Raw genomic sequence first — 20,322 nt, forward strand, 5'->3', positions numbered from 1 at the left:
CCGTTGGCAGCATGCTGACCCGCCCCGCCCCTTCTGGCGCGCTGCTCACCCGCCCGCTGCTCATGACCATGGCCGCCGCGGCCGGTGGGCTGCTCGGGTTCTACCTGCTGTTCGCGACCATGCCGCTCTACGCCGCGTCAGGCGGCGCGGGCGAGTCCGGTGTGGGGTTTACGACCGGCGCCATGATGCTGTCCACGGTCCTGCTGGAGCTGGCCGTCCCGTGGCTGCTGTCGAGGTACGGCTACCGCGCCGTGCTGGCGCTCGGTCTGGTGCTGCTCGGCCTGCCCTCCTTGCTGCTCCCCCTCTCGGCGGGGTTGCCGTTGATCCTCACGGTGGCCCTGCTGCGCGGCGGCGGGCTCGGCATCCTGGTCGTCGCGGGCACCGCGCTAGCGGCCGAACTGGTGCCCACTGAACGGCGTGGCGAGGGACTCGGCCTGTACGGCGTGGCGGTGGGTGTCCCGTCGGTCATCGGGCTGCCACTGGGCCTATGGGCGGCCGGAGTGCTCGGCTTCACCCCGGTACTCGTCGTGGGCGGCCTGATCCCGCTGGCCGGACTGGTCGCGGTACTCGGACTGCCCGCCCTCAGACCCGCCGCAGAGACCGACGCAGCGCCCACCACCGGGCCTGGTGCCAAGCCCGCCGGGACGTTCGATCTGCGGAGCCAGGTGCGGCCCACGCTGATCTTCGCCGCCGTCACGCTGGCCGTCGGCGTGCTGGTGACGTTCCTGCCGCTGGCCGGGTCGCCGGAGCTGGCCTCGGGCGCGCTGCTCGCCCAGTCGCTCGGCACGCCGCTGGCGCGCTGGTGGGCGGGCAAGGTCGGGGACGGGCACGGCTCGGAGCGGCTGCTGGTGCCCGGCGTCCTCGTCACCGCCGTCGGCGTCGCCCTCCAGGTCTGGTCCGCCGAGCCGGTCGCGGTGGTGGCCGGGATGGCGCTGTTCGGCCTCGGGTTCGGGGTGCTGCAGAACGCCACGCTGGCGCTGATGCTCGAACGCGGCCCCGCCGGTCCGGTCAGTGCCCTGTGGAACCTCGCCTACGACGCGGGGATGGGTGTGGGCGCGATGGGGTTCGGCCTGTTCATCGGGCACACGGGCTACCCCGTGGGCTTCGCCGTGACCGCGGCGCTGGTCGCCGCCACCCTGCCACTGGCCCTGCGACGCACCCGCGCCACAACGCACCACTGAAGACTGCGGCAAACCCGCGCCACGACGCACCGCTGAAAACGCGGGTCAACCGGCCCGCTCGACGCCCACCGTGATCTCGTTGCCCAGCTTGTGCTCACCTACGAGGTCGAGTGAGTCGCCGCTCCAGAACCGGCCCGGGTCGTACCAGTTGGGCCGGCGCCCACCGGGCAGCAGCCCCATCTCCTCGTACGTGATCGCGACGATCTCGGCGCAGTAGGCGCTCTCCAGGGTGCTCTCCCCCAGCCGGCGCCGCAGCTGCGGGATCCGCCCCCTGGCCCAGCGGGCCGCCAATCTCGCGGTGGAGGGGAACGGGGTGCCGTCGAGCCGGGCCACCGCACGCAGGGCCGCGTCCTCCATCTCGGGGGTCGCCTCGGGTTCGAGCTGGCGGAGCCAGGCGCGCTGTCCGTACCTGTTGGCCCAGACGGTGACCGCGTCGCGCAGGTCGTGCAGCTGCACCCCACGCTGGTGGCTGCCCGACCAGAGGTCGGGCAGCGACCTGCCGAGCTCGGCGTGCCACATCATGGGCGGCAGGTCCTCGACGACGATCGCCATGCCGACGTGGTTGATCGGGCTGTTGGTCATCGTCTGGATGGCGCGGTCCGGCACCGAGCGCCCGCGGAAGACCCACAGATCACCGGTCCTGGTCAGGCTCACGGCCTCGTCGAGAGTCAGCACACCGTTAGCCTAGGCACATGCGCTGGTGGAAGGTACTCGGATTGGCCGGGGTCGCGGGAGTCGCGGCCACCGGGGTGGCGATCGCGCGGGCCGAACGACGCCGCCGCGCCTACACCCCCGAAGAGATCAAACAACGACTGCGGGACCGCGTCGAGGCGGGCGATCAAGACCACCTCACAAAGTGACAACGCTTTAGCCGGCCGGCCGCAGGTCGTAGACGAATACCACGTCGGGATAAGCCGGGTTGTCGTCATAGTTCTGGATGCCGCCAAGATAAGCCCGCTGGTAGTTGACCACCCACGGCAGCGCCCCGGCGACCTGCTGGTCCAATATGCGGCTAGTGGCCTGCGCGAAGCCTCGCTGGGCGGCGGCCTTGTCGGTCACCGTGAGCTCGGGCAGCGTGTCGAGCAGGGCGTCCGTCTTCTTGTCCTTCAGATAGGCCAGGTTGAAGACGGGCGGCTCGGCGCTGTGGAAGACGTTGCCGAACCACGAGTAGCCGTCGGCGTAGTCCGGCCACCAGTACATGACGAAGATGTCCTGGCCGCGCTTCTTGCCCTGCTCCCATTGGGCGTTCCACGGCATCGCCCGCGCGTCCAGCGTGACGTTGAGCGTCTTGAGCGTGGCCTGCAGCCGTGTGACGAGCAGTCGCTCGTCGTTGTCGCCCTCGGCGTAGGTGAGCCGCAGCCGCAGGGGGCGACCGGCGGGGCCGTAGCCCGCCAGCTGGAGCTGCCGCGCGGCCTCCACGAGGTCCTGTTTCGGCGCTCGTCCCGGGGTGTGGCCGGGCAGCCCTTCCGGCACGATGCCGCTGGTCGGTGAGGCGGCGCCCTTGAGCGCCTGGATGATGCCCTGGTAGTCGACGGCCTTCTGCACCGCGCGCCGTACCCGTACGTCGGCCATGGGGCCCGCGGCCGTGTTGAACAGCAGCATCATCGTCTGGAACGACGCCCGCTCGGACGTGCGCAGGCCCGGCGTGACCGACGCCCTGGCGTACAGGCGCGGGTTGAGCCGGTCCACGAAGCTCACGTCGCCGCGGAGCAGCATCTTCCAGGCCCGCTGGGGGTCGGGTATGACGCGGAACTCGACCGTGCGGTAGTGGGGCTGGCTCCAGCCGCCCCAGTAGCCGTCGTACGACTTGAGCGTGAGCTCCTTCTCCTTGCCCTTGCGCCAGCTCGCGACCGTGTACGGGCCCGAGCCCGCGTCCCGGCCCTCCTGGAACCACTTGCCGAGATCGGGCGCGGCCTGGGTGTCGTAGATGTAGGCGGCGTAGCCGGAGGAGGCGACCAGGTCCAGCGGGACCGGGTACTTGAGGGTGAACGTCACGGTCTCCGCGTCGTCGGCCCGGATGCCGGACACCGCGTCCCAGATGTAGGACGCCCCGGTCCCGCCCTTCATGGTCCGCTCGATCGACGCCTTCACCGCCGCGGCGTCCAGGGGCCGGCCGGTGTGGAAGGTGACTCCCGAACGCAGCGTGAACGTCCATGTCTTGCCGTCCGGCGACGAGCGCCACGCGGTGGCCAGCCGGGGGCTGGACTTCTTGGTCACCGGGTTCCAGACGGTCAGCGTCTCGTAGATGTTCTGCAGGGCGATGATCTCGTTGGAGTACGAGCGGCTGGGGTCCCAGTCGGTGATCACGTCCAGGTTCTGGACGTACACGAACGGCGACTCTCCGGCCGGTGCCTGCCGTACCTCTGTAGGGGTCGAACACGCGGCGATGGAGAGCACCAGCGCGGCGACCGCTGCGAGACGACGGCGCAACGCATCTCCCTCTGTGACGGATGTACGCCGAAACCTACTGCACGATGCCCGCCAAAAGTCCAAAAGTCCCGAAAAATTAGCCAATCCAGAGATCGAATTGCTATCCTCTGGGCTTGTCCCGTCCGGGGTTGCCAGCAGGGGACCGACCGGAATGAGGTGCCATGGGTCGTAGCCGAACGATCCGCATGAAGATCATCGGCCTACTGCTGGTTCCGCTTGCCTCGATGGTGGTGCTGTGGGGAGTCATCACCGCCGTCAGCGCGAGCCAGAGCTTGGAACTGCGCCAGTACAAGACGCTCTGGACCAACCTGCGGCTGCCCGCGTACAAGCTCATCAACGAGATCCAGCGCGAGCGCCTGGCCTCGGTGAAGCTGCTGCGTACGGGGAGTCCGGCCGACCGGTCGGCCACCGCGGCGCAGCGCACCAAGACCGACGTGGCCGACGCGGACTTCAAGAAGCTCTCCAGCCTGTCCATGAACTCCTCGGAGACGATCCGTACCCAGGTCGACTCCGTGCTCACGCAGATGGACCGGCTGGACGCGGTCAGGGCCGAGATCGACGCGGGCCTGTCCGACCGCCTGCGCGCGGTCGAGTCCTACAACGCGATGACCGACGCGCTCTTCGGCCTGCACCGGCGGGTGGCGTTCATCGACGACATCCCCATCTACGAGCAGTCGCGCATCGTCATCGACATGGGGTACGCCAAGGAGCTGCTCACCAGGGAGCAGGCCATCGCGGTCGGGCCGACCACGGTCGCCGAGCGCAGGCTGTTCACCCAGTGGGTCGGCAACCGGCGCTTCCTCATCGACCAGGCGCTCGACGAGCTCGACCCGCGCCTGCGCGACACGCAGGTGTCGCTGATCACCTCGGCCGCCTATCAGCGGATGCGGCTCATGGAGGACCAGATCATCGCGGGCGGCGCCCCGAAGTCCTGGCTGACCACGGCCGACACGCTGGCTAAGTCGTTCCAGGAAGCCCAGATGCAGGCGAGCACGATGCTCTCCGCGCGGGCGGAGCCGGTGGCGGACTCGGTGCTCTACCAGTCGTTCGTGCTGGCGGGGACGTGTTTCGTCCTGGTGATCGTGTCGATCGCCTTCTCGCTGCGGATGGGCACACGGCTGTCCAAGGAACTGCTCGGGCTCCGGCAGGCCGCGCTCGAAGTGGCCCAGGAACGGCTGCCGCAGGTGGTGGCCAAGCTGCGCAAGGGTGAGAAGGTCGAGGTGCCCGAGTTGTCGGTGGCGAGCACGACCGTCGAGATCGCCGACGTCGGCCAGGCGTTCTCCACCGTCCAGCAGACGGCCGTGGAGGCCGCGGTCGGGCAGTCGCAGCTGCGCGACGGTGTCGGCCACGTCTTCCGCAACCTGGCCAGGCGTAGCCAGACTCTGCTGCACCGCCAGCGGATCCAGCTCGAGGGCATGCAGCACCGTACGACGGACCCGCACGCCCTCGACGACCTGTTCCGCCTCGACCACCTGACCACCCGCATGCGCCGGCACGCCGAGGGCCTGATCATCCTGTCGGGCGCCACCCCCGGCCGCGGCTGGAGCAAGCCCGTGCCGCTGCTGGACGTGGCGCGTGGCGCGGCGGCCGAGGTCGAGGACTACCAGCGCGTCACCGTCGAGCCGATGCCCGGGCAGCGCTTGGCCGGTCCGGTCGTCGGAGATGTGATTCACTTGATCGCCGAGCTCATCGAGAACGCCACCGTCAGCTCCCCGCCGCACACCACGGTCGTCGTGCGCGGCGAGGCGGCGGCCCGCGGCTTCGTCTTCGAGGTTGAGGACCGCGGGCTCGGGATGAGCGAAGAGAAGCTGGCCGAGTGCAACGAGCGCCTGGCCAGCCCACCGGAGTTCGACCTGGCCGACAGTGACGAGCTCGGCCTTTTCGTCGTCTCCCGCCTGGCCGCCAGGCATGACATCCGCGTCACGTTACGCGGTTCACCATATGGAGGGACCACCGCGATCGTGTTGATCCCGGCAGAACACGTGAGCGACCCGCCGGCCGAGCCGGAGAGCCGCGCCAAGGAGCCCGCCGCCCGGCCCATGCGGGTGGTGCCCAGTGAATGACGAGCGGTGGCTGGACGAGGACGCTGGTCCTATCGTCCCCGCCTACTTACTGACCAGGGGCCGAACCGTCCCCGCGAGCAAGGCCATCGACCTCATCGCGGTGATCATTACGGCCGGCGGCCTGACGCCGCCCGCCGGGCTCGGCCCCGAGCATCTGATCATCATGCAGAAGTGCACGAAACCGACCCGGCTCGTGGACGTGGCCGCCGAGCTGAACCTGCCCATCGGTGTGGTCCGGGTGCTCGTCGGCGACCTGCACGCGCAGCAGCTCGTTCAGGTCGAGCCGCCGCGCCCCGCGCCCGACGCCACGGTGCTGCTGGAGGTGATCAGCGGCCTGAAGGCGCTCTGAGAGCGCCCCAGGCCGCACGGGCTGTCCTGTTCAGGCTGCCACGACTGTCACACGGCGGTTGAGCAGGCCGAACACGGCGGCGAAGGCCGCCGCCACCCCGCCCGCGACGGCGGCCACCCCGAAGACCCACTGATATCCGAGTACGCCCGGCTGAGCGGCCAGGACGGCGGCGATGACCGCGCCGGCGGTGCTGCCGCCCACGATGCGTACCAGCGCGTTGACCCCGGCGGCCAGCGCCGTCTTGTCCGGGGCGACGTGCTCGACCGCCATGGTGCCGAGAGCCGCGTAGCCCACCCCGAGCCCGATGCCCAGCAGCGACGTCGCCACGTAGATGTCACCCCCGGTCCGGTGCGCGAAGACCAGCCAGACCGCCGCGAGCGCGACGACCCCGGCACCGGCCGCCACCATCGACGAGGCCGAGAACCTGCGCATGAACCGCCCGGCGAACAGCGAGATCACCAGCATGAACAGCGTGCTGGGCAGCAGGTAGAACCCCACTTCCAAGGTGGAGGCCCCCAGCCCCGAGGCCGGCGCCTGGGTGAACCCCGAGATGCCCGTCATGACGGTGAAGAAGGCGAACCCGAGCAGCATCGAGGCCACCGTCGCGCCGACCGTGCCGCGCTGCACCAGCATCGACATCTGCACCAGCGGCTCGGCCACCCGCCGCTCGACCGCCACCCAGACCACCGCGACCACCACCGCGGCCGCGAACAGCCCGATCACCCCCGGCGAGCCCCAGCCCCACGATCCGCCCTCGCTGATGGCCAGGAGCAGCGCGACCAGCCACACGGTCAGCAGGAACGCCCCGGCCAGGTCCGGCCGCCCGCCGCGACCCGGAGCCTGGTCGCGCACCAGGAAGGCGACGATCACCGCGGCGACCACCGTGATCGCGGCGGTGATCCAGAACACGGCGTGGTAGTCACCCGAGGCGAGCCCCGCGAGGATCATCCCGCCCCCGCTGCCGAACCCCATCGTGGCGCTGAGCACCCCGATGCCGGTGGCCAGCTGCTGCCTGGGCAGCAGGTCACGGACCACCCCGATCGCCAGTGGCACCAGCGCCGCCACGAATCCCTGCAGGACCCGGCCCAGGAGCAGCCACGGCAACGAGGTGGCCAGTCCCCCGATGACAGAGCCGATCACCAGGAGGGCCAGCGCGCCGAGGATCATCGGCCGCCTGCCGTACATGTCGCCGAACCTGGACAGCAACGGCGTGGACACCGCGCCGACCAGCAGGCTCAGCGTGAGCGTCCAGCTCACGGCGGAGAGCGAGGTGTGCAGCTCGCGCTGGAGCACGGGAAGCAAGGGGACCACGGCCGTGTTCTGCAAGGCGGCGATGGAGGCCGCGAACGCGAGCGCGACCACCGCGGGCCACGGGCTCCGCTCGGACGTCTCAGGCGGCGCGGAAGCGACGATTGTCGCCATGTCGGCTCCTTAGATAACTTGGGTAAGTAACCGAGAGACGATGATACATACGTAAGTTAGGTAATCAAAGCGATGGGTGAAGATCTCAGCAAGACGGTGTCGGCCTTCAGGCGGTTGGTGACCACCCTCAACCGCGCCAAGACGCATGATCAGCTGACCCAGGCGGCCGGCGTCCGGCTCGACCGTCCTGACGTGCAGATCCTCGTCTATCTCCTCGACGCCGGTGAGCCGCGCAGGGTGGGCGCGATCGCCGAGGGCCTGCAGGTGGAGAGCCCGCACGTGACCCGGCACGTCTCGTCGCTGGAGCAGCGCGGGCTGCTGTCCCGGGTCAAGGACCCCGACGACGGCCGGGCCTGGCGGATCGCGCTCACCGATGAGGGCGCCGAGGCGGCCACCCGATGCCGCCGCATCACCGTCGACTGGTTCGACGCCGCGATCGCCGACTGGCCCGCGGAGGAGCGGGCCGAGTTGGAGCGACTGCTGTCCAAGCTCTCCGACGACCTGTGCACCCACCTCCAGGGCCGCTTCGCGGACAGCACGGCCAAGTAAGCGCCCTCAGCCCGGCCCAGCTGGGTGAGCGTGCTCAGCCCAGAACGTCTTCGGCGCGGTGGCAGGCCACCTGACGGCCGTCGACCTCCCTGAGCGCGGGCGCCGTCGCGCACTCCGGCACGGCCAGCGGACAGCGCAGCCGGAACGGGCAGCCCGTCTCCGCGGGCCGGGCCTCCGTCCTGCCCCTGGCCACGGGCGGCTCTCCCCCGAGCTTCGGTACGGCGTCCCGCAGCGCCAGCGTGTACGGATGCGCGGGCCTGGCCAGAATGTCGGCCGTCGGCCCCGACTCCACGACGCGACCCGCGAACAGGACGTGCGAGGTGCGGCAGAGCCGGCCGACCACGGCCAGGTTGTGCGTGATGAGCAGATGTTCCGTGTCGAGGCCGGCCAGCAGGTCGAGGATCCTGGCCTGGACGGTCACGTCGAGCGCGCTGGTGGGCTCGTCGAGGATGAGCAGCCGGGGGCCGACCGCGAGCGCCCTGGCGATGACCACGCGCTGGCGCTGGCCGCCCGAGAGCTGGTGCGGGCGCCTGGTGGCCAGGTCCGGGGAGAGGCCGACCTGGTCCAGGAGTTCGGGGACGCGGTGCCTGGCGTTCCTGGGGAGGGCTTCGGCTATGGAGGCGCCGACGCGCATCCTGGGGTTGAGGGCTTCGGCTTGGAAGACCGGTTGGACGTCTCTGCGAAACGCCCTCATGTCCGCTTTTTTCAGGGTTTGCTGGCCGTACCAGATATTTCCTGATGTGGGGGTTAGCAGGCCCAGGAAGGCCCGCGCCAGCGTGGTCTTGCCCGAGCCGCTCTCCCCGATCAGGCCGACGCCGCCGTCGGTGAGGTCGAGCGTGACGTCGTGCACGACCGGCGTCTTGCCGTACCCCAGCGTCACCCCCTCCGCCCTGAGCATCGTCACGGCAGCGCCTCCAGCAGCTCACGGGTGTACGGATGGGACGGCTCGGCGAGCACCTCGGCGGCCGGGCCGCTCTCCACGACCGCGCCGTCCTTCATGACCAGCACCCGATCGGCGATCGTGGAGACCAGCGCCAGGTCGTGGGAGACGAGCAACAGGGCCAGGCCGCGCTCGGTGCGTAGCCGCCGCAGCACGCCGACGACCTCGGCCTGCACGGTCACGTCGAGCGCGCTGGTGGGCTCGTCGGCCAGGATCACCTCGGCGCCGAGCGCGATGGCCAGCGCGATCGCGAACCGCTGCGCCTGACCGCCGGAGATCTCGTGCGGATAGCGGCGCAGGATGCCCGGATCGAGCATGACCGCCTCAACGGCCTCCACCATGATCCGGTCGGCGCTCAGGCCGTGCAGCTTCAGGGCGCGGCGCATCAGGGTGCCCAGGCGGGTCGTGGGGCTGAGCGCGGCCTGGGGTGACTGCATCACGAGCGCCACCCTGGCGCCCCTGATCTCACGGAGCCGCCGTTCCGGGGCTTGGAGCACCTCAACCCCACAGACCCGGATATTTCCGGACACGTGAGCGCCCTCGGTGAGGCCCAGCAGCGAGAGCAGCGTGGTCGACTTGCCCGACCCGCTCTCCCCCACGATCGCCACGCACTCCCCCGCGCGCACGTCCAGCTCCGGCACGTGGGCGACCAGCCGCTCTCCGTACCGCACCTGAAGATCCCTGACCTCGATCACTTCACGACCCTTCGCGGGTCCAGGGCGTTGCGCAGCCCCTCCCCCAGCACGTTGAAGGCGAACGCCGTCACCAGGATCGCCAGGCCGGGAAAGGTCACGACCCACCAGTTCGTGGTGAACAGCGTCTGACCCTGCTCCACCATCAGCCCCCACTCCGCCGTCGGCTCCTGCGCGCCGAGCCCCAGGTACGACAGCGCGGCGGCGGTCAGGATCACCCCGCCCGCGTCGAGGGAGATCTGGACCAGGACGGGGGTGAGGGAGTTCGGCAGGACGTGTCTCAGGACGATCATGGGCGCGGGCACGCCCAGGCAGCGGGCCGCGTCCACGTACCCACGCGTCGAGATGGAGGCCGCCACGGAGGCGGACAGCCGGGCGTACCAGGGCCACCAGGTCGCCGCGATGGCCACGATCGCGGTCGTCACGCTGGGCTGCAGCACCACGGCCAGCGCCAGCGACAGCAGCAGCGCGGGGAAGGCCAGGAAGACGTCGGTGACGCGCATGATGACGTCCCGCACCCAGCCGCCGGCGTAGCCCGCCACCACGCCCAGCGTGACGCCCACGACCGCCGACATCGCCAGCACGGCCACGGCGATGGTCAAAGAGGTCCGCCCGCCGTACAGGACCTGGGTGAGCACGTCGCGCCCGACCTTGTCGGTCCCGAACCAGTGCGCGCCGCTCGGCGGGAGCAGCGTGTTGACGAGATCGAGCCGGTCCACCGGGTACGGCGCGAGCCACGGCGCCAGGATCGTGGCCGTCAGGATGAGCACGATGAGCACCGCCCCGGCGGCGGCGAACCGGTCGGTGATCTTCGGCAGCGTCCGGCGCAACCGCACCGGCTCCGGAGCGTCCTCGGGACGCGGCTCCAAGCGGCCCTCCTGGCTCGTCAGCCCCTCGCTCATCGGGCCCTCGCTCTCGGGTCCACCACGCCCTGGAGGAGGTCCACGATCAGGTTGGCCAGCACATAGACCATCGCGACCAGCAGCGTGACGCCCGCGATGGCCGGGGTGTCGAGGCTGTGGATCGACTCGACGGCGTACCGGCCCAGTCCCGGCCAGTTGAACACCGCCTCGACCAGGAACCCGTTCACGATCGCGTACGCGAAGACCAGGGCGATCAGGGACAGCACCGGGTTCAACGCGGGCCGCAGCGCGAACCTGGTCAGGATCGACGTCTCCCCGAAGCCGAGCGCCCGCTCCAGCCGGGCGTGGTCCTGGCCGGACTCCTCGATGAGCGCCGCCCTGGTCATCTGCGCGATCACGCCCGCCGGGTAGGCCGCCACGACCAGCGCGGGGAGCACCAGGTGTTCAAGTGTGCTGGTGAAGATCGGCCAGTTGCCGGTGATGAGCGCGTCGACGACGGTGATGTTGGTCCAGAGCGTCAGCGGGCTGGTGGTGTCGAGCGTGGAGTCGTACTCTCCGGCGACCGGGAACCAGCCGAGGTTGCTGGCGAACACCGTCTGCAGGGTCAGAGCCAGCCAGAACACCGGGACCGAGACGGCCAGCATGCTCGCGACCCGCACCCCAAAGTCCGGAAATTTCGTCTTATAGCGGGCTGCGAGCACGCCGACCGGAATGCCCACCGCGATCGCGATAAGCAGCGCCGTACCGACCAGCTCCAGAGAGGCGGGGAAGGCGAGCAGCAGATCGTCGCGGACCGGCTGCCGAGTGCGCAGGCTGGTGCCCCAGTCGCCCGTGACCAGATCTCTGAGGTAGTTCCAGAGCTGCACCGGGATCGCGTCGTCCAGCCCGAACCGCAGCCGGGCCGAGGCGAGCTCCTCGGGCGTCGCCTTCGGCCCGGCGAACGCGACCGCCGGATCGCCGGGCACCAGCCGCATGATGGCGAACGTCAGCACGACCACCCCGGCCACGACCAGGACGGCCTGGCCGAGGCGGCGGGCCAGATAGCGCGGCACGGCTCAGCTTGCGGGCTTGAGATCGTAGAAGAAGACCACGTTGGGATAGGCCGGGTTGTCGACGTACCCCTGCACGTCCGCCGTCAGCGCGCGCTGGTAGGTCTGCACGTACGGCACCGCCACCGCGGCCTGGTCCTGGATGATCTGCTTCTGGATGGTCGCGTACGACTGCTCGGCGGCGAACTTGTCGGTGGCCGTGAGCTGCGGCAGCGCGTCGATCTCCTTGTCGATCTCGGCGTTCTTCAGGTAGGAGAGGTTGAACTGCGGCTTGTCCGCGCTCCTGAACACGTTGAGGAACCACGAGTAGGCGTCGGCGTAGTCGGGATACCAGTACATGACGAAGATGTCCTGGCCCTGCTTCTTGCCCTGGTCCCACTGCGCGTTCCAGGCCATCGGCTTGGCCTCCAGGCGCACGTTGAGCTGCTTCAGCGCCGAGCTGAGCAGTGTCACCAGGAGCTTCTGGTCCTCGTCGCCCTGGGCGTAGGTCATCTTCAGCTTCAGCTCGGGGAAGTCGGGGCCGTAGCCCGCCTCGGCCAGCAGCGCCTGCGCCTTGGGCAGGTCCTGCTTGGGCTCCATGTTGGCGGTGTAGCCGATGAGGCCCTGCGGCACCAGGCCGGTGCTCTTCTTGCCCGCGCCCTTCAGCGCCGCCACGAGGCCGTCGTAGTCGAGCGCGAGCTGGAGCGCCTGCCGGATCTTGACATCCTTCATCGGGCCGGTGGCGGTGTTGAACAGCAGCAGGAGGTTCTGGAAGGACGGCGTCTGCGAGGTCTGCACGCCCTGGGTCGCGCTCGCCTGCTCGAACAGCTGCGGGTTGAGGCGCTCGACGAAGTTCACCTCGCCCTTCTGCAGCAGTTGCCAGGCGGTGGTGATCTCGGGGGTGACCCGGAAGGCGATCTTCTTGTACTGCTCGGGCTTCCAGCCGCCCCAGTAGTCCTCGTACGCCTTCAGCGTGAGCTCGGTCTCCTTGCCCTTCTGCCAGGTGTCGATGGTGTACGGGCCGGTGCCGGCGTCGGTCTTGCCGTCCTTGAGCTTGTCGGCGGCGGCCGTGTCATAGATGTAGGCGGCGTAGCCGGAGGAGGCGATCAGGTCGAGCGGAGCCGCGTACTTGAGCTTGAACGTCAGCGTCGCCGGGTCGGGCGTCTCGATCGTCTTGACCGAGCCCCAGATGTAGGCGGCGCCCGCGTTCATCTTGATCGTGCGCTCGATGGCCTTCTTGGCCGCCTCGGCGTCCATGGGGGCACCGGTGTGGAACTTCACGCCCTGGCGCAGCTTGAACGTCCACTGCTTGCCCCCGTCGGCCGACGTCCACTCGGTGGCCAGCCGCGGCTCGGGCTTCTGCGACTGGGTGTTGTACCTGGTCAGGCCCTCGTAGATGTTGGACATGGCGATGATCTCGTTGGAGTACGAGGTCGCCGGGTCCCAGTCGGTGACCACGTCGAGGTTGGGCGCGTAGACGAAGGTGGCGTCGTTGGCCTTGGTGGCGGCGACGGCGGACTCGCTCGTCGTGGCGCTCGGCCTCGGTGTCCGGTCCGCACCGCGTACCTGGCCGCCCGCGCACGCGGTTGCGGTCATGGCCACGGCCCCGGTGACCCCGGCGACGAGCAGACGCTTGTGCCAGCGCATGGGTGGGGAGTCCTTTCGATCTGTCACCGGGACAGAGGTCCGGCGGCTTTGACGTGTACCCGCACCGCGGGTTCTGAGAGGTAGCTCAGCGGCACCTCGAGCAGGTCGACGATCTCCACCCTGGCCGGGTCCGCACCCGCCGCCACGGCACGAGCCGCCGCCTCCTCTTTGACTCTTTCGATCGCCTTTGCCCGGCTTTCGCCCGCAGGCAAGATCGTATCGACTCTGCCACTCGCGAGGGCGATAGCGGCACCAACGGCGTTGGCCACCTCGGCGTGCTCGGGACGGATGACACCGCTCACGCCGGGGATCTCGGCGGGCAGCAGAAAGGCGCCGCCACCCACCGCCACCAGCGGACGGTCGGCCCGGCCGAGCGCCATCCGGTCCACGGCGTCGATCACCATGGCGTCGGCGACGGCCAGCGCGCTTTGCAGAGTGTCGCGGAATGTTTCCGTCATGTCGGTGGCGGCTTCCAGCCGTTCGCGCCAGTCGGCGGCGTTCGCCGGGACGCGGCCGCCCGCCACGGCGGCGTCGGTGACCGTGGTCGTGGCGCCGCCGAAGACCAGCGCCTCCTCCGCGATCCGGTACCCCACCGAGTCCGGCCCCACCCGCGCTCCGCTCCCGCCCATCCGGACCACGGTGCCGCCGCCCAGGGCGATGGCCAGGATGTCCGGCATCCGGAAGTTCGTCAGCACCCCGCCGATCTCCACCGCCGCCGCCGACTCCCTAGGGAAGCCGCCGACCAGCACGCCCAGGTCCGTGGAGGTGCCGCCCACATCGGCCACGATCGCGTCACGTACCCCCGACAGGAACGCCGCCCCGCGCAGCGAGTTCGCCGGTCCGGAGCCGATCGTAGACACCGGCAGCCGCGCGGCGTGCGCCACCGTCATGAGCGTGCCGTCGTTCTGGGCGAGGTACGGCCGCGCCCCCAGCCCCCGTTCGGCCAGCGCCGTCACCAGGGCCTCGGTCACATGGGCCGCCACGCCGTACAGGGCGGCGTTGAGCACGGTCGCGTTCTCCCGCTCCAGCAGCCCGAGGGAGCCGATCTCATGGCTCACCGAGACGGGCAGCCCGTACTCGTCCCGGACCAGCTCCTCGACCGCCCGCTCGTGGTCGGCGCTGGCCGGGCTGAACACCCCGGTCACCGCCACGGCGTCGGCTCGTACACCGTCCAGGAACCGGCGGATCGCGCCGAGGTCGAGCGGGCCGATCTCCCGGCCGTCGACGTAGTGTCCCCCCGGCACGATGACCTCACCGGCGGACACGGCCTTGCGCAGGTCGTCCGGCCAGTCGGACAGCGGCGGTACGGCGGTGGTCGCGGGCGCGCCGAGCCGGAGCACGGCCACCCGGCCGAGGTTCCTGCGCTCCAGGATCGCGTTGGTCGCGTGCGTGGTGCCCAGCATGACCCGGGTGATCCGCTCCCACGCGGTCACGTCGGCCAGCACAGCGTCCAGGGCGGCCCGTAACCCCTCGGTCACGTCCGGGGTCGTCGGCCGCTTGGCCTTCGCCACCACCCGGTCGGCGGCGTCCAGCACGACGGCGTCCGTGTTCGTGCCACCGACGTCGATCCCGATCCGCAGCGCGCCCTCAGTCACGCGGCTCCCCCTTCGCCAGCTCCTCGATCGGCACGTACTCCAGGTCGTAGCCGAACGCGCGCGGCCCCGCCGTCTCCAGCCCCTTAGGCGTCCGCCAGAGCGGGTCGCACGGCCAGGCGAGCACCGTGACGCGCTGGCCGTAGCGCAGGCTTTCGGTCTGTACGGCGGCGGCCGTCTCGGTGTCGACCACGGTGATCAGGTCGGGCACCATGGCCCTGGGGCGGCCGTTCTCGAGGGCGACGAGGTTCTCGTTCTGGAGCTCCAGCGTGAGCGTGCGGCCCCGGTCGTCACCGGTGCCCTCGATCGTGGCCGTACCCCTGACGAACCCGCCGGTGGTGCGCCGTTCGACGTCCGTCAGTTTGCCGGTGATCAGCCGGGCCGCGCCGAGCCGTTCCGCCAGGGCGCGCAGCGGCTCCGCCGCGCCCTCGGTGGCCCGGCCGACGGCCAGCGCGCGGGTGACCGTACCCTCGATGACCGCGCCGCGCGCCTGTGCGGCGGTGAGCACGTAGTCGGCCATCAGCGCGTGCGAGCCCGCCGCCACGCAGACGGCGCGCGCCAGACGCTCGGACCAGAGGCCGTCGATGGGGCGGATCGTCACGATGTTCCCCACGATGTCGGACATGATGACGAGGTCGGCAGGCAGCCCCGCCACGTACATCGACACCATCTGCACCTCGGGAAACGCCCGCCCCATGCCGTCGGCGTCGAGCAGCGGCAGGCCGAGCTGGGCGGCCCAGGCGACGGGCGCGACACCGTTCGCCCCGCCGATCTCCGACGACATGACCGCGGCCGGCGGGCGGCCGAAGATCCGCTCGATCTCCTCCGCGATCCGCCTGGGCTCGTCCTCGCCGTGGATCATCTCGTGGCTGACGGTCGGCGCGCCGATGCCGGACAGCGGCACGACCAGCGCGTCCGCGGGCAGGTCCGCGAGCTCGATGAGCGGTACCGGGCCGTACGTCTGGATCGCCCGGATCGCCGCCAGCGACCCGGTACGCACGTCCCCGCCGCCTCCGGTGCCCAGCACGGCACATCCCCGGGCGAGGGCGGGAATGTCACTGATGTCGATGGTCATATGGCGACACAACCAAGCACATAGCCACTCATTGCGCCAGTCAGGTCGGCGTTACGAGGACCAACTCGGGCCTGTGAACCGTCGGCTCAGGTCGGCGAACCGGGGTTACGGAGGCCGACTCAAATCGGCGAACCGGCAAACCGAGTGCGTGATCCGATTGCGCGATCCAGCTCCGCGCGGCGAAGCTCGTGGCGGGCATACCTGCGGTGGTAGCGGCGGCATAGGTGCCGAGGTGGCGACGGCAAGGGTGCCGTGGTGGCGGCATGTGCGCCATGGTTGGCGGCATGGGTGCCATGGTGGTGGCGGTATGGGTGCCGTCCCGACATATCCGGAGAGGTGAGCGAGCATGCGGATTTCGGTGGCGACCGACAGCCTGGACGGCGTGGCCGAGCGCGTCGTGCAGCTGCTGCGTACGCGCGGGCACGAGGTGGTCACGCACGGCGCGCTCAACCCGGAGGAACGCGACGACTGGGCGTGGGCGTCCGAGCTCGCCGCGCGCGACGTGAGCGAGGGACGCGCCGACCAGGCGGTCGTGTGCTGCTGGACCGGCACGGGCGCCTCGATCGCGGCGAACAAGGTGCCGGGCGTACGGGCGGCGCTCTGCGTGGACGCCTACACGGCCGGCGGGGCCCGCAAGTGGAACGACGCCAACGTGCTGGCGCTGAGCCTGCGGCTGACGTCCGAGGTGGTGCTCGACGAGATCCTCGACGCCTGGCTGGCCGGTGTACCGAGCACGGACGCCACGGACCAGGCGAACGTCTCCCACCTCGACACAATCTGACGACGCCTCGCCGTACGGGAAATGACCTTGGGCGGAATCGCGGAAACGTCGGTGCCGCCCTTTAGGGTGCTGGGCATGACGGATGTGCTCCTCCACGGCGGGCGGCCGTGGGGTCACGAGGCGCCTGCCGACATCCTCGTCCGCGACGGTCGTATCGAGCGGGTCGCGGCCGGGATCGACGCGCCCGCGGCGCAATCGTTCGACGTCACCGGCGGCCTCGTGCTGCCCGGCCTCGTCGAGGCTCACTGCCATCTCGACAAGACCCTCTACGGAGGGCCCTGGGTGCCCCACTCGGCCGCTGACACGCTGGCCGGTCGCATCGGCAACGACCTGGGCCACCGCGCCGAGCTGGGCGTGCCGAGCGTCGAACGCGTCGCCGCGCTGCTGGCGCGGATGAGCGCCTACGGCACCACCCACGTCCGTACCCACACCGACATCGACCCGCTGGTCGGCCTGCGCGGTGTGGAGGCCGTGCGGGAGGCGGCGGCGGGCTCGCCCATCGACGTGCGCCAGGTCGCCTTCCCGCAGCACGGCGTGCTCACCAACCCCGGCACGGCCGACCTGCTCGAAGCGGCGCTCAAGAGCGGCGTCGAGGCGGTCGGCGGGCTCGACCCGGCGGGCATCGACCGCGACCCGGTGCGCCATCTCGACATCGTCTTCGGGCTGGCGGAGCGCTACGGCGCGCGGCTCGACATCCACCTCCACGACGGCGGCTCGCTCGGCGCCTGGGAGCTGGAGCTCATCACCGAGCGCACCAGGGTGCTCGGGCTGGCGGGCAGGGTGACGGTCAGCCACGCCTACGCGCTCGGCCAGGTCGACGAGGCCTACCAGGACCGCCTGGCCCGGGGCTTCGCCGAGGCCGGGGTGGCGCTGGCGACGGCCGCCGTCTACAGCTTCCCGGTGCCGCCGATCAAGAAGCTCCGGGCCGCGGGCGTCACGGTGGCGTGCGGTCATGACGGCATCCGCGACCTGTGGGGCCCCTACGGCAGCGGCGACATGCTCGAGCGCGCCATGCACGTGGCCTACCGCAGCACGTTCCGCCGGGACGAGGACATCGAGCTCGCGCTGGAGGCGGCCACCTACGGCGGCGCCCGCGTGCTCGGCCTCGACGCCTACGGGCTGGCTCCAGGCGACCGGGCCGACCTCGTCGTCGTCCCCGCGAGCGGCGCGGCCGAGGCCGTGATCACGCACCCGGCGCGCACTCTGGTCATGAAAGACGGCACCGTCCTGCACAATTGACCGGCGGGACCATCGAAAGGCAGGCAAGTGCTCTCTATTCACCAGCGGATCGCGGAAGAGCTCGGCGTACGCGACGGGCAGGTGCTGTCGGCCGTCGAGCTGCTCGACGGCGGCGCGACGGTGCCGTTCATCGCCCGCTACCGCAAGGAGGTCACCGGCGCCCTCGACGACGCCCAGTTGCGCACGCTCGAAGAGCGGCTGCGCTACCTGCGCGAGCTGGAGGAGCGCAGGACGGCGATCCTGGAGTCGATCGAGTCTCAGGGCAAGCTCGACGACGAGCTGCGCGCCCAGATCATGGCGGCCGACACCAAGGCCCGGCTCGAGGACATCTACCTCCCCTACAAGCCCAAGCGGCGCACCAAGGCGCAGATCGCCCGCGAGCTGGGTCTGGAGCCGCTGGCCGACCAGCTGCTCGCCGATCCCTCGCTCGACCCGGCCGCGCTGGCCGAGACGTTCGTCATCAATGGCGCCAACGAAGGCGTCGCCGACGGGGCCGCCGCGCTGGAAGGCGCGCGAGCGATCCTCATCGAGCGCTTCGCCGAGGACGCCGACCTCATCGGCGGCCTGCGCGAGCAGCTCTGGGGCCGGGGCCGGCTGATCTCCACGGTCCGTGAGGGCAAGGAGGAGGCCGGGGCGAAGTTCTCCGACTACTTCGAGTTCGGGGAGCCGTTCACCAAGCTGCCCTCGCATCGGATCCTGGCCATGTTCCGGGGCGAGAAGGAGGAGATCCTCTCCGTCACGCTGGAGCCCGACGACAGCCCCGACTACGAGATGCGCATCGCCTCCCGCTTCGGCATCTCCGACCAGGGCCGCCCGGCCGACCGCTGGCTCAACGAGACCGTACGCTGGGCCTGGCGCACCCGCATCCTCGTGCACCTGGGCATCGACATCCGGATGCGGCTGTGGCAGGCGGCCGAGGACGAGGCGGTCCGGGTGTTCGCCACCAACCTGCGCGACCTGCTGCTGGCCGCCCCCGCCGGCACCCGCACGACCATGGGCCTCGACCCGGGCCTGCGCACCGGCGTGAAGGTGGCCGTGGTCGACGCGACCGGCAAGGTCGTCGACACCGCCACCATCTACCCGCACGAGCCGAAGCGGCAGTGGGACCAGTCGCTGGCCGTCCTGGGCGCGCTGGCGCAGAAGCACGGCGTCGAGCTGATCGCCATCGGCAACGGCACCGCCTCCCGCGAGACCGACAAGCTGGCCGGTGAGCTGGTCAAGCACATGCCGTCGGTGACCAAGATCGTCGTATCGGAGGCGGGCGCCTCCGTCTACTCCGCCTCGGCCTACGCCTCCGCGGAGCTGCCCGACCTCGACGTGTCGCTGCGCGGCGCGGTCTCCATCGCCCGCCGCCTCCAGGACCCGCTGGCCGAGCTGGTCAAGATCGATCCCAAGTCGATCGGCGTCGGCCAATACCAGCACGACCTCGCCGAGACCAAGCTGTCCCGCTCGCTCGACGCGGTGGTCGAAGACTGCGTCAACGCTGTGGGCGTCGACGTCAACACCGCGTCGCCGCCGCTGCTCACCCGCGTGTCGGGCATCGGCGCCACCCTGGCCGAGAGCATCGTGCGCCACCGCGACTCCAACGGCCCCTTCAAGACCCGCGCGGCCCTGAAGGACGTGGCCCGGCTCGGGCCCAAGGCGTTCGAGCAGTGCGCGGGCTTCCTGCGCATCGCGGGCGGCGACGACCCGCTCGACGCCTCCAGCGTGCACCCCGAGGCCTACCCGGTGGTCCGGCGCATCCTCGGCTCGGTCCAGACCGACCTCAAGACGCTGATCGGCAACACGGCGACGCTGCGGGCGATCAAGCCGCAGGAGTTCACGGACGACACGTTCGGCCTGCCCACGGTCACCGACATCCTGCGCGAGCTGGAGAAGCCCGGCCGTGACCCGCGGCCGGCGTTCAAGACCGCGACTTTCAAGGAGGGCGTGGAGAAGATCTCCGATCTGCTGCCCGGGATGATCCTGGAGGGCGTGGTGACGAACGTGGCCGCCTTCGGCGCGTTCGTGGACGTCGGCGTACACCAGGACGGCCTGGTCCACGTCTCCGCCATGTCCCGAAATTACGTGAAGGATCCCCGCGACGTCGCCAAGCCCGGCGACATCGTCCGCGTCAAGGTCCTCGAGGTCGACATCCCCCGCAAGCGCATCTCCCTGACCTTGCGCCTGGACGACGAGACCACCTCCGAGGGCCGCACTTCCCGCGGCCAGGGCGGCGCGGGCCGCGGCTCGGCTGGAGACGGCGGACGCGGAGCAACGGCCGGCCGTGGCGACGGCGGACCCCGAGGCGGCACGCGGGGTGACGGCGGTCGCGGTGACGCGCCCGGCGGTCGTGAGGATGGCGGACGCGGGGACGGTGCGCGAGGTGGCGGGTCCGGCGGACGCGGGGACGGTGCGCGAGGTGGCGGGTCCGGCGGACGCGGGGACGGTGCGCGAGGTGGCGGGTCCGGCGGACGCGGGGACGGTGCGCG

The 20,322-nt window shown here is 70.7% G+C and carries 18 protein-coding genes; 8 read left to right on the forward strand and 10 right to left on the reverse strand.

Annotated features, from left to right (window positions below):
• Positions 1-11 precede the first annotated feature (11 nt).
• Entirely contained in the window at positions 12-1,181 is a 1,170-nt protein-coding gene (locus ACGFJ2_RS12215; protein ID WP_393467423.1) for an MFS transporter, read from the forward strand.
• 45 nt (positions 1,182-1,226) lie between these two features.
• On the opposite strand, the gene ACGFJ2_RS12220 is transcribed toward ACGFJ2_RS12215, so the two are convergent.
• Entirely contained in the window at positions 1,227-1,853 is a 627-nt protein-coding gene (locus ACGFJ2_RS12220) for a hypothetical protein (RefSeq protein ID WP_393468517.1), read from the reverse strand.
• A 20-nt stretch (positions 1,854-1,873) separates the two neighbouring features.
• On the opposite strand from ACGFJ2_RS12220, the gene ACGFJ2_RS12225 reads away from it, so the two are divergent.
• A complete protein-coding gene (locus tag ACGFJ2_RS12225; protein WP_357955905.1) occupies positions 1,874-2,041 on the forward strand; it encodes a hypothetical protein in 168 nt (55 codons plus the stop codon).
• Between the two features lie 7 nt (positions 2,042-2,048).
• Here ACGFJ2_RS12225 and ACGFJ2_RS12230 read toward each other — a convergent pair whose 3' ends face one another.
• The gene (locus ACGFJ2_RS12230) at positions 2,049-3,611 is read right to left on the reverse strand and encodes an ABC transporter substrate-binding protein (RefSeq protein WP_393467426.1); all 1,563 of its coding nucleotides are present in this window, start codon (positions 3,609-3,611) and stop codon (positions 2,049-2,051) included.
• A 161-nt stretch (positions 3,612-3,772) separates the two neighbouring features.
• On the opposite strand from ACGFJ2_RS12230, the gene ACGFJ2_RS12235 reads away from it, so the two are divergent.
• Complete coding sequence (locus tag ACGFJ2_RS12235) at positions 3,773-5,674, forward strand: nitrate- and nitrite sensing domain-containing protein (RefSeq protein WP_357955909.1); 1,902 nt, start codon at positions 3,773-3,775, stop codon at positions 5,672-5,674.
• Positions 5,667-6,023, forward strand: a complete 357-nt coding sequence (locus tag ACGFJ2_RS12240; protein WP_357644254.1) for a DUF742 domain-containing protein — start codon at positions 5,667-5,669, stop codon at positions 6,021-6,023. The genes ACGFJ2_RS12235 and ACGFJ2_RS12240 overlap by 8 nt, the downstream gene beginning before the upstream one ends.
• 30 nt (positions 6,024-6,053) lie before the next feature.
• Here ACGFJ2_RS12240 and ACGFJ2_RS12245 read toward each other — a convergent pair whose 3' ends face one another.
• Positions 6,054-7,445: an MFS transporter gene (locus ACGFJ2_RS12245; protein ID WP_357955911.1), complete on the reverse strand. Its 1,392-nt coding sequence runs from the start codon at positions 7,443-7,445 to the stop codon at positions 6,054-6,056.
• A 72-nt stretch (positions 7,446-7,517) separates the two neighbouring features.
• Here ACGFJ2_RS12245 and ACGFJ2_RS12250 point away from each other — a divergent pair, with 72 nt between their 5' ends.
• Positions 7,518-7,994, forward strand: a complete 477-nt coding sequence (locus ACGFJ2_RS12250) for a MarR family winged helix-turn-helix transcriptional regulator (protein ID WP_393467430.1) — start codon at positions 7,518-7,520, stop codon at positions 7,992-7,994.
• A 34-nt stretch (positions 7,995-8,028) separates the two neighbouring features.
• Here ACGFJ2_RS12250 and ACGFJ2_RS12255 read toward each other — a convergent pair whose 3' ends face one another.
• Genes ACGFJ2_RS12255 through ACGFJ2_RS12285 form a run of 7 tightly spaced genes read right to left on the reverse strand, consistent with a single transcriptional unit; the run spans position 8,029 to position 15,831 of the window.
• The gene (locus ACGFJ2_RS12255; protein WP_393468520.1) at positions 8,029-8,892 is read right to left on the reverse strand and encodes an ABC transporter ATP-binding protein; all 864 of its coding nucleotides are present in this window, start codon (positions 8,890-8,892) and stop codon (positions 8,029-8,031) included.
• Positions 8,893-8,894: 2 nt separating this feature from the next.
• On the reverse strand, positions 8,895-9,629 hold the full coding sequence (locus ACGFJ2_RS12260; protein ID WP_393467433.1) for an ATP-binding cassette domain-containing protein: 735 nt from the start codon (positions 9,627-9,629) through the stop codon (positions 8,895-8,897).
• Entirely contained in the window at positions 9,626-10,528 is a 903-nt protein-coding gene (locus ACGFJ2_RS12265) for an ABC transporter permease (protein WP_393467436.1), read from the reverse strand. The genes ACGFJ2_RS12260 and ACGFJ2_RS12265 overlap by 4 nt, the downstream gene beginning before the upstream one ends.
• Entirely contained in the window at positions 10,525-11,541 is a 1,017-nt protein-coding gene (locus ACGFJ2_RS12270) for an ABC transporter permease (protein ID WP_393467438.1), read from the reverse strand. Before ACGFJ2_RS12270 ends, ACGFJ2_RS12265 begins: the two co-directional genes overlap by 4 nt.
• A gap of 3 nt (positions 11,542-11,544) precedes the next feature.
• Positions 11,545-13,164, reverse strand: a complete 1,620-nt coding sequence (locus ACGFJ2_RS12275; RefSeq protein WP_393467441.1) for an ABC transporter substrate-binding protein — start codon at positions 13,162-13,164, stop codon at positions 11,545-11,547.
• A 23-nt stretch (positions 13,165-13,187) separates the two neighbouring features.
• Positions 13,188-14,759 carry a hydantoinase/oxoprolinase N-terminal domain-containing protein gene (locus ACGFJ2_RS12280; protein ID WP_393467444.1) on the reverse strand — a complete coding sequence of 524 codons (1,572 nt, stop codon included), beginning with the start codon at positions 14,757-14,759 and terminating at the stop codon, positions 13,188-13,190.
• On the reverse strand, positions 14,752-15,831 hold the full coding sequence (locus tag ACGFJ2_RS12285) for a DUF917 domain-containing protein (protein WP_393467447.1): 1,080 nt from the start codon (positions 15,829-15,831) through the stop codon (positions 14,752-14,754). The genes ACGFJ2_RS12280 and ACGFJ2_RS12285 overlap by 8 nt, the downstream gene beginning before the upstream one ends.
• Positions 15,832-16,177: 346 nt before the next feature.
• Here ACGFJ2_RS12285 and ACGFJ2_RS12290 point away from each other — a divergent pair, with 346 nt between their 5' ends.
• The 3 genes from ACGFJ2_RS12290 to ACGFJ2_RS12300 form a co-directional block, all read left to right on the forward strand.
• On the forward strand, positions 16,178-16,612 hold the full coding sequence (locus ACGFJ2_RS12290) for an RpiB/LacA/LacB family sugar-phosphate isomerase (protein ID WP_357955929.1): 435 nt from the start codon (positions 16,178-16,180) through the stop codon (positions 16,610-16,612).
• 75 nt (positions 16,613-16,687) lie between these two features.
• Positions 16,688-17,851 carry an amidohydrolase gene (locus ACGFJ2_RS12295; RefSeq protein ID WP_393467451.1) on the forward strand — a complete coding sequence of 388 codons (1,164 nt, stop codon included), beginning with the start codon at positions 16,688-16,690 and terminating at the stop codon, positions 17,849-17,851.
• A 27-nt stretch (positions 17,852-17,878) separates the two neighbouring features.
• Positions 17,879-20,322: Tex family protein (locus ACGFJ2_RS12300; protein WP_393467454.1), on the forward strand; the 2,444-nt coding region annotated here is incomplete at its 3' end.

The sequence above is a fragment of the Nonomuraea sp. NPDC049028 genome, from assembly GCF_043197735.1.
In the GTDB taxonomy this organism is placed as follows: Bacteria; Actinomycetota; Actinomycetes; order Streptosporangiales; family Streptosporangiaceae; genus Nonomuraea.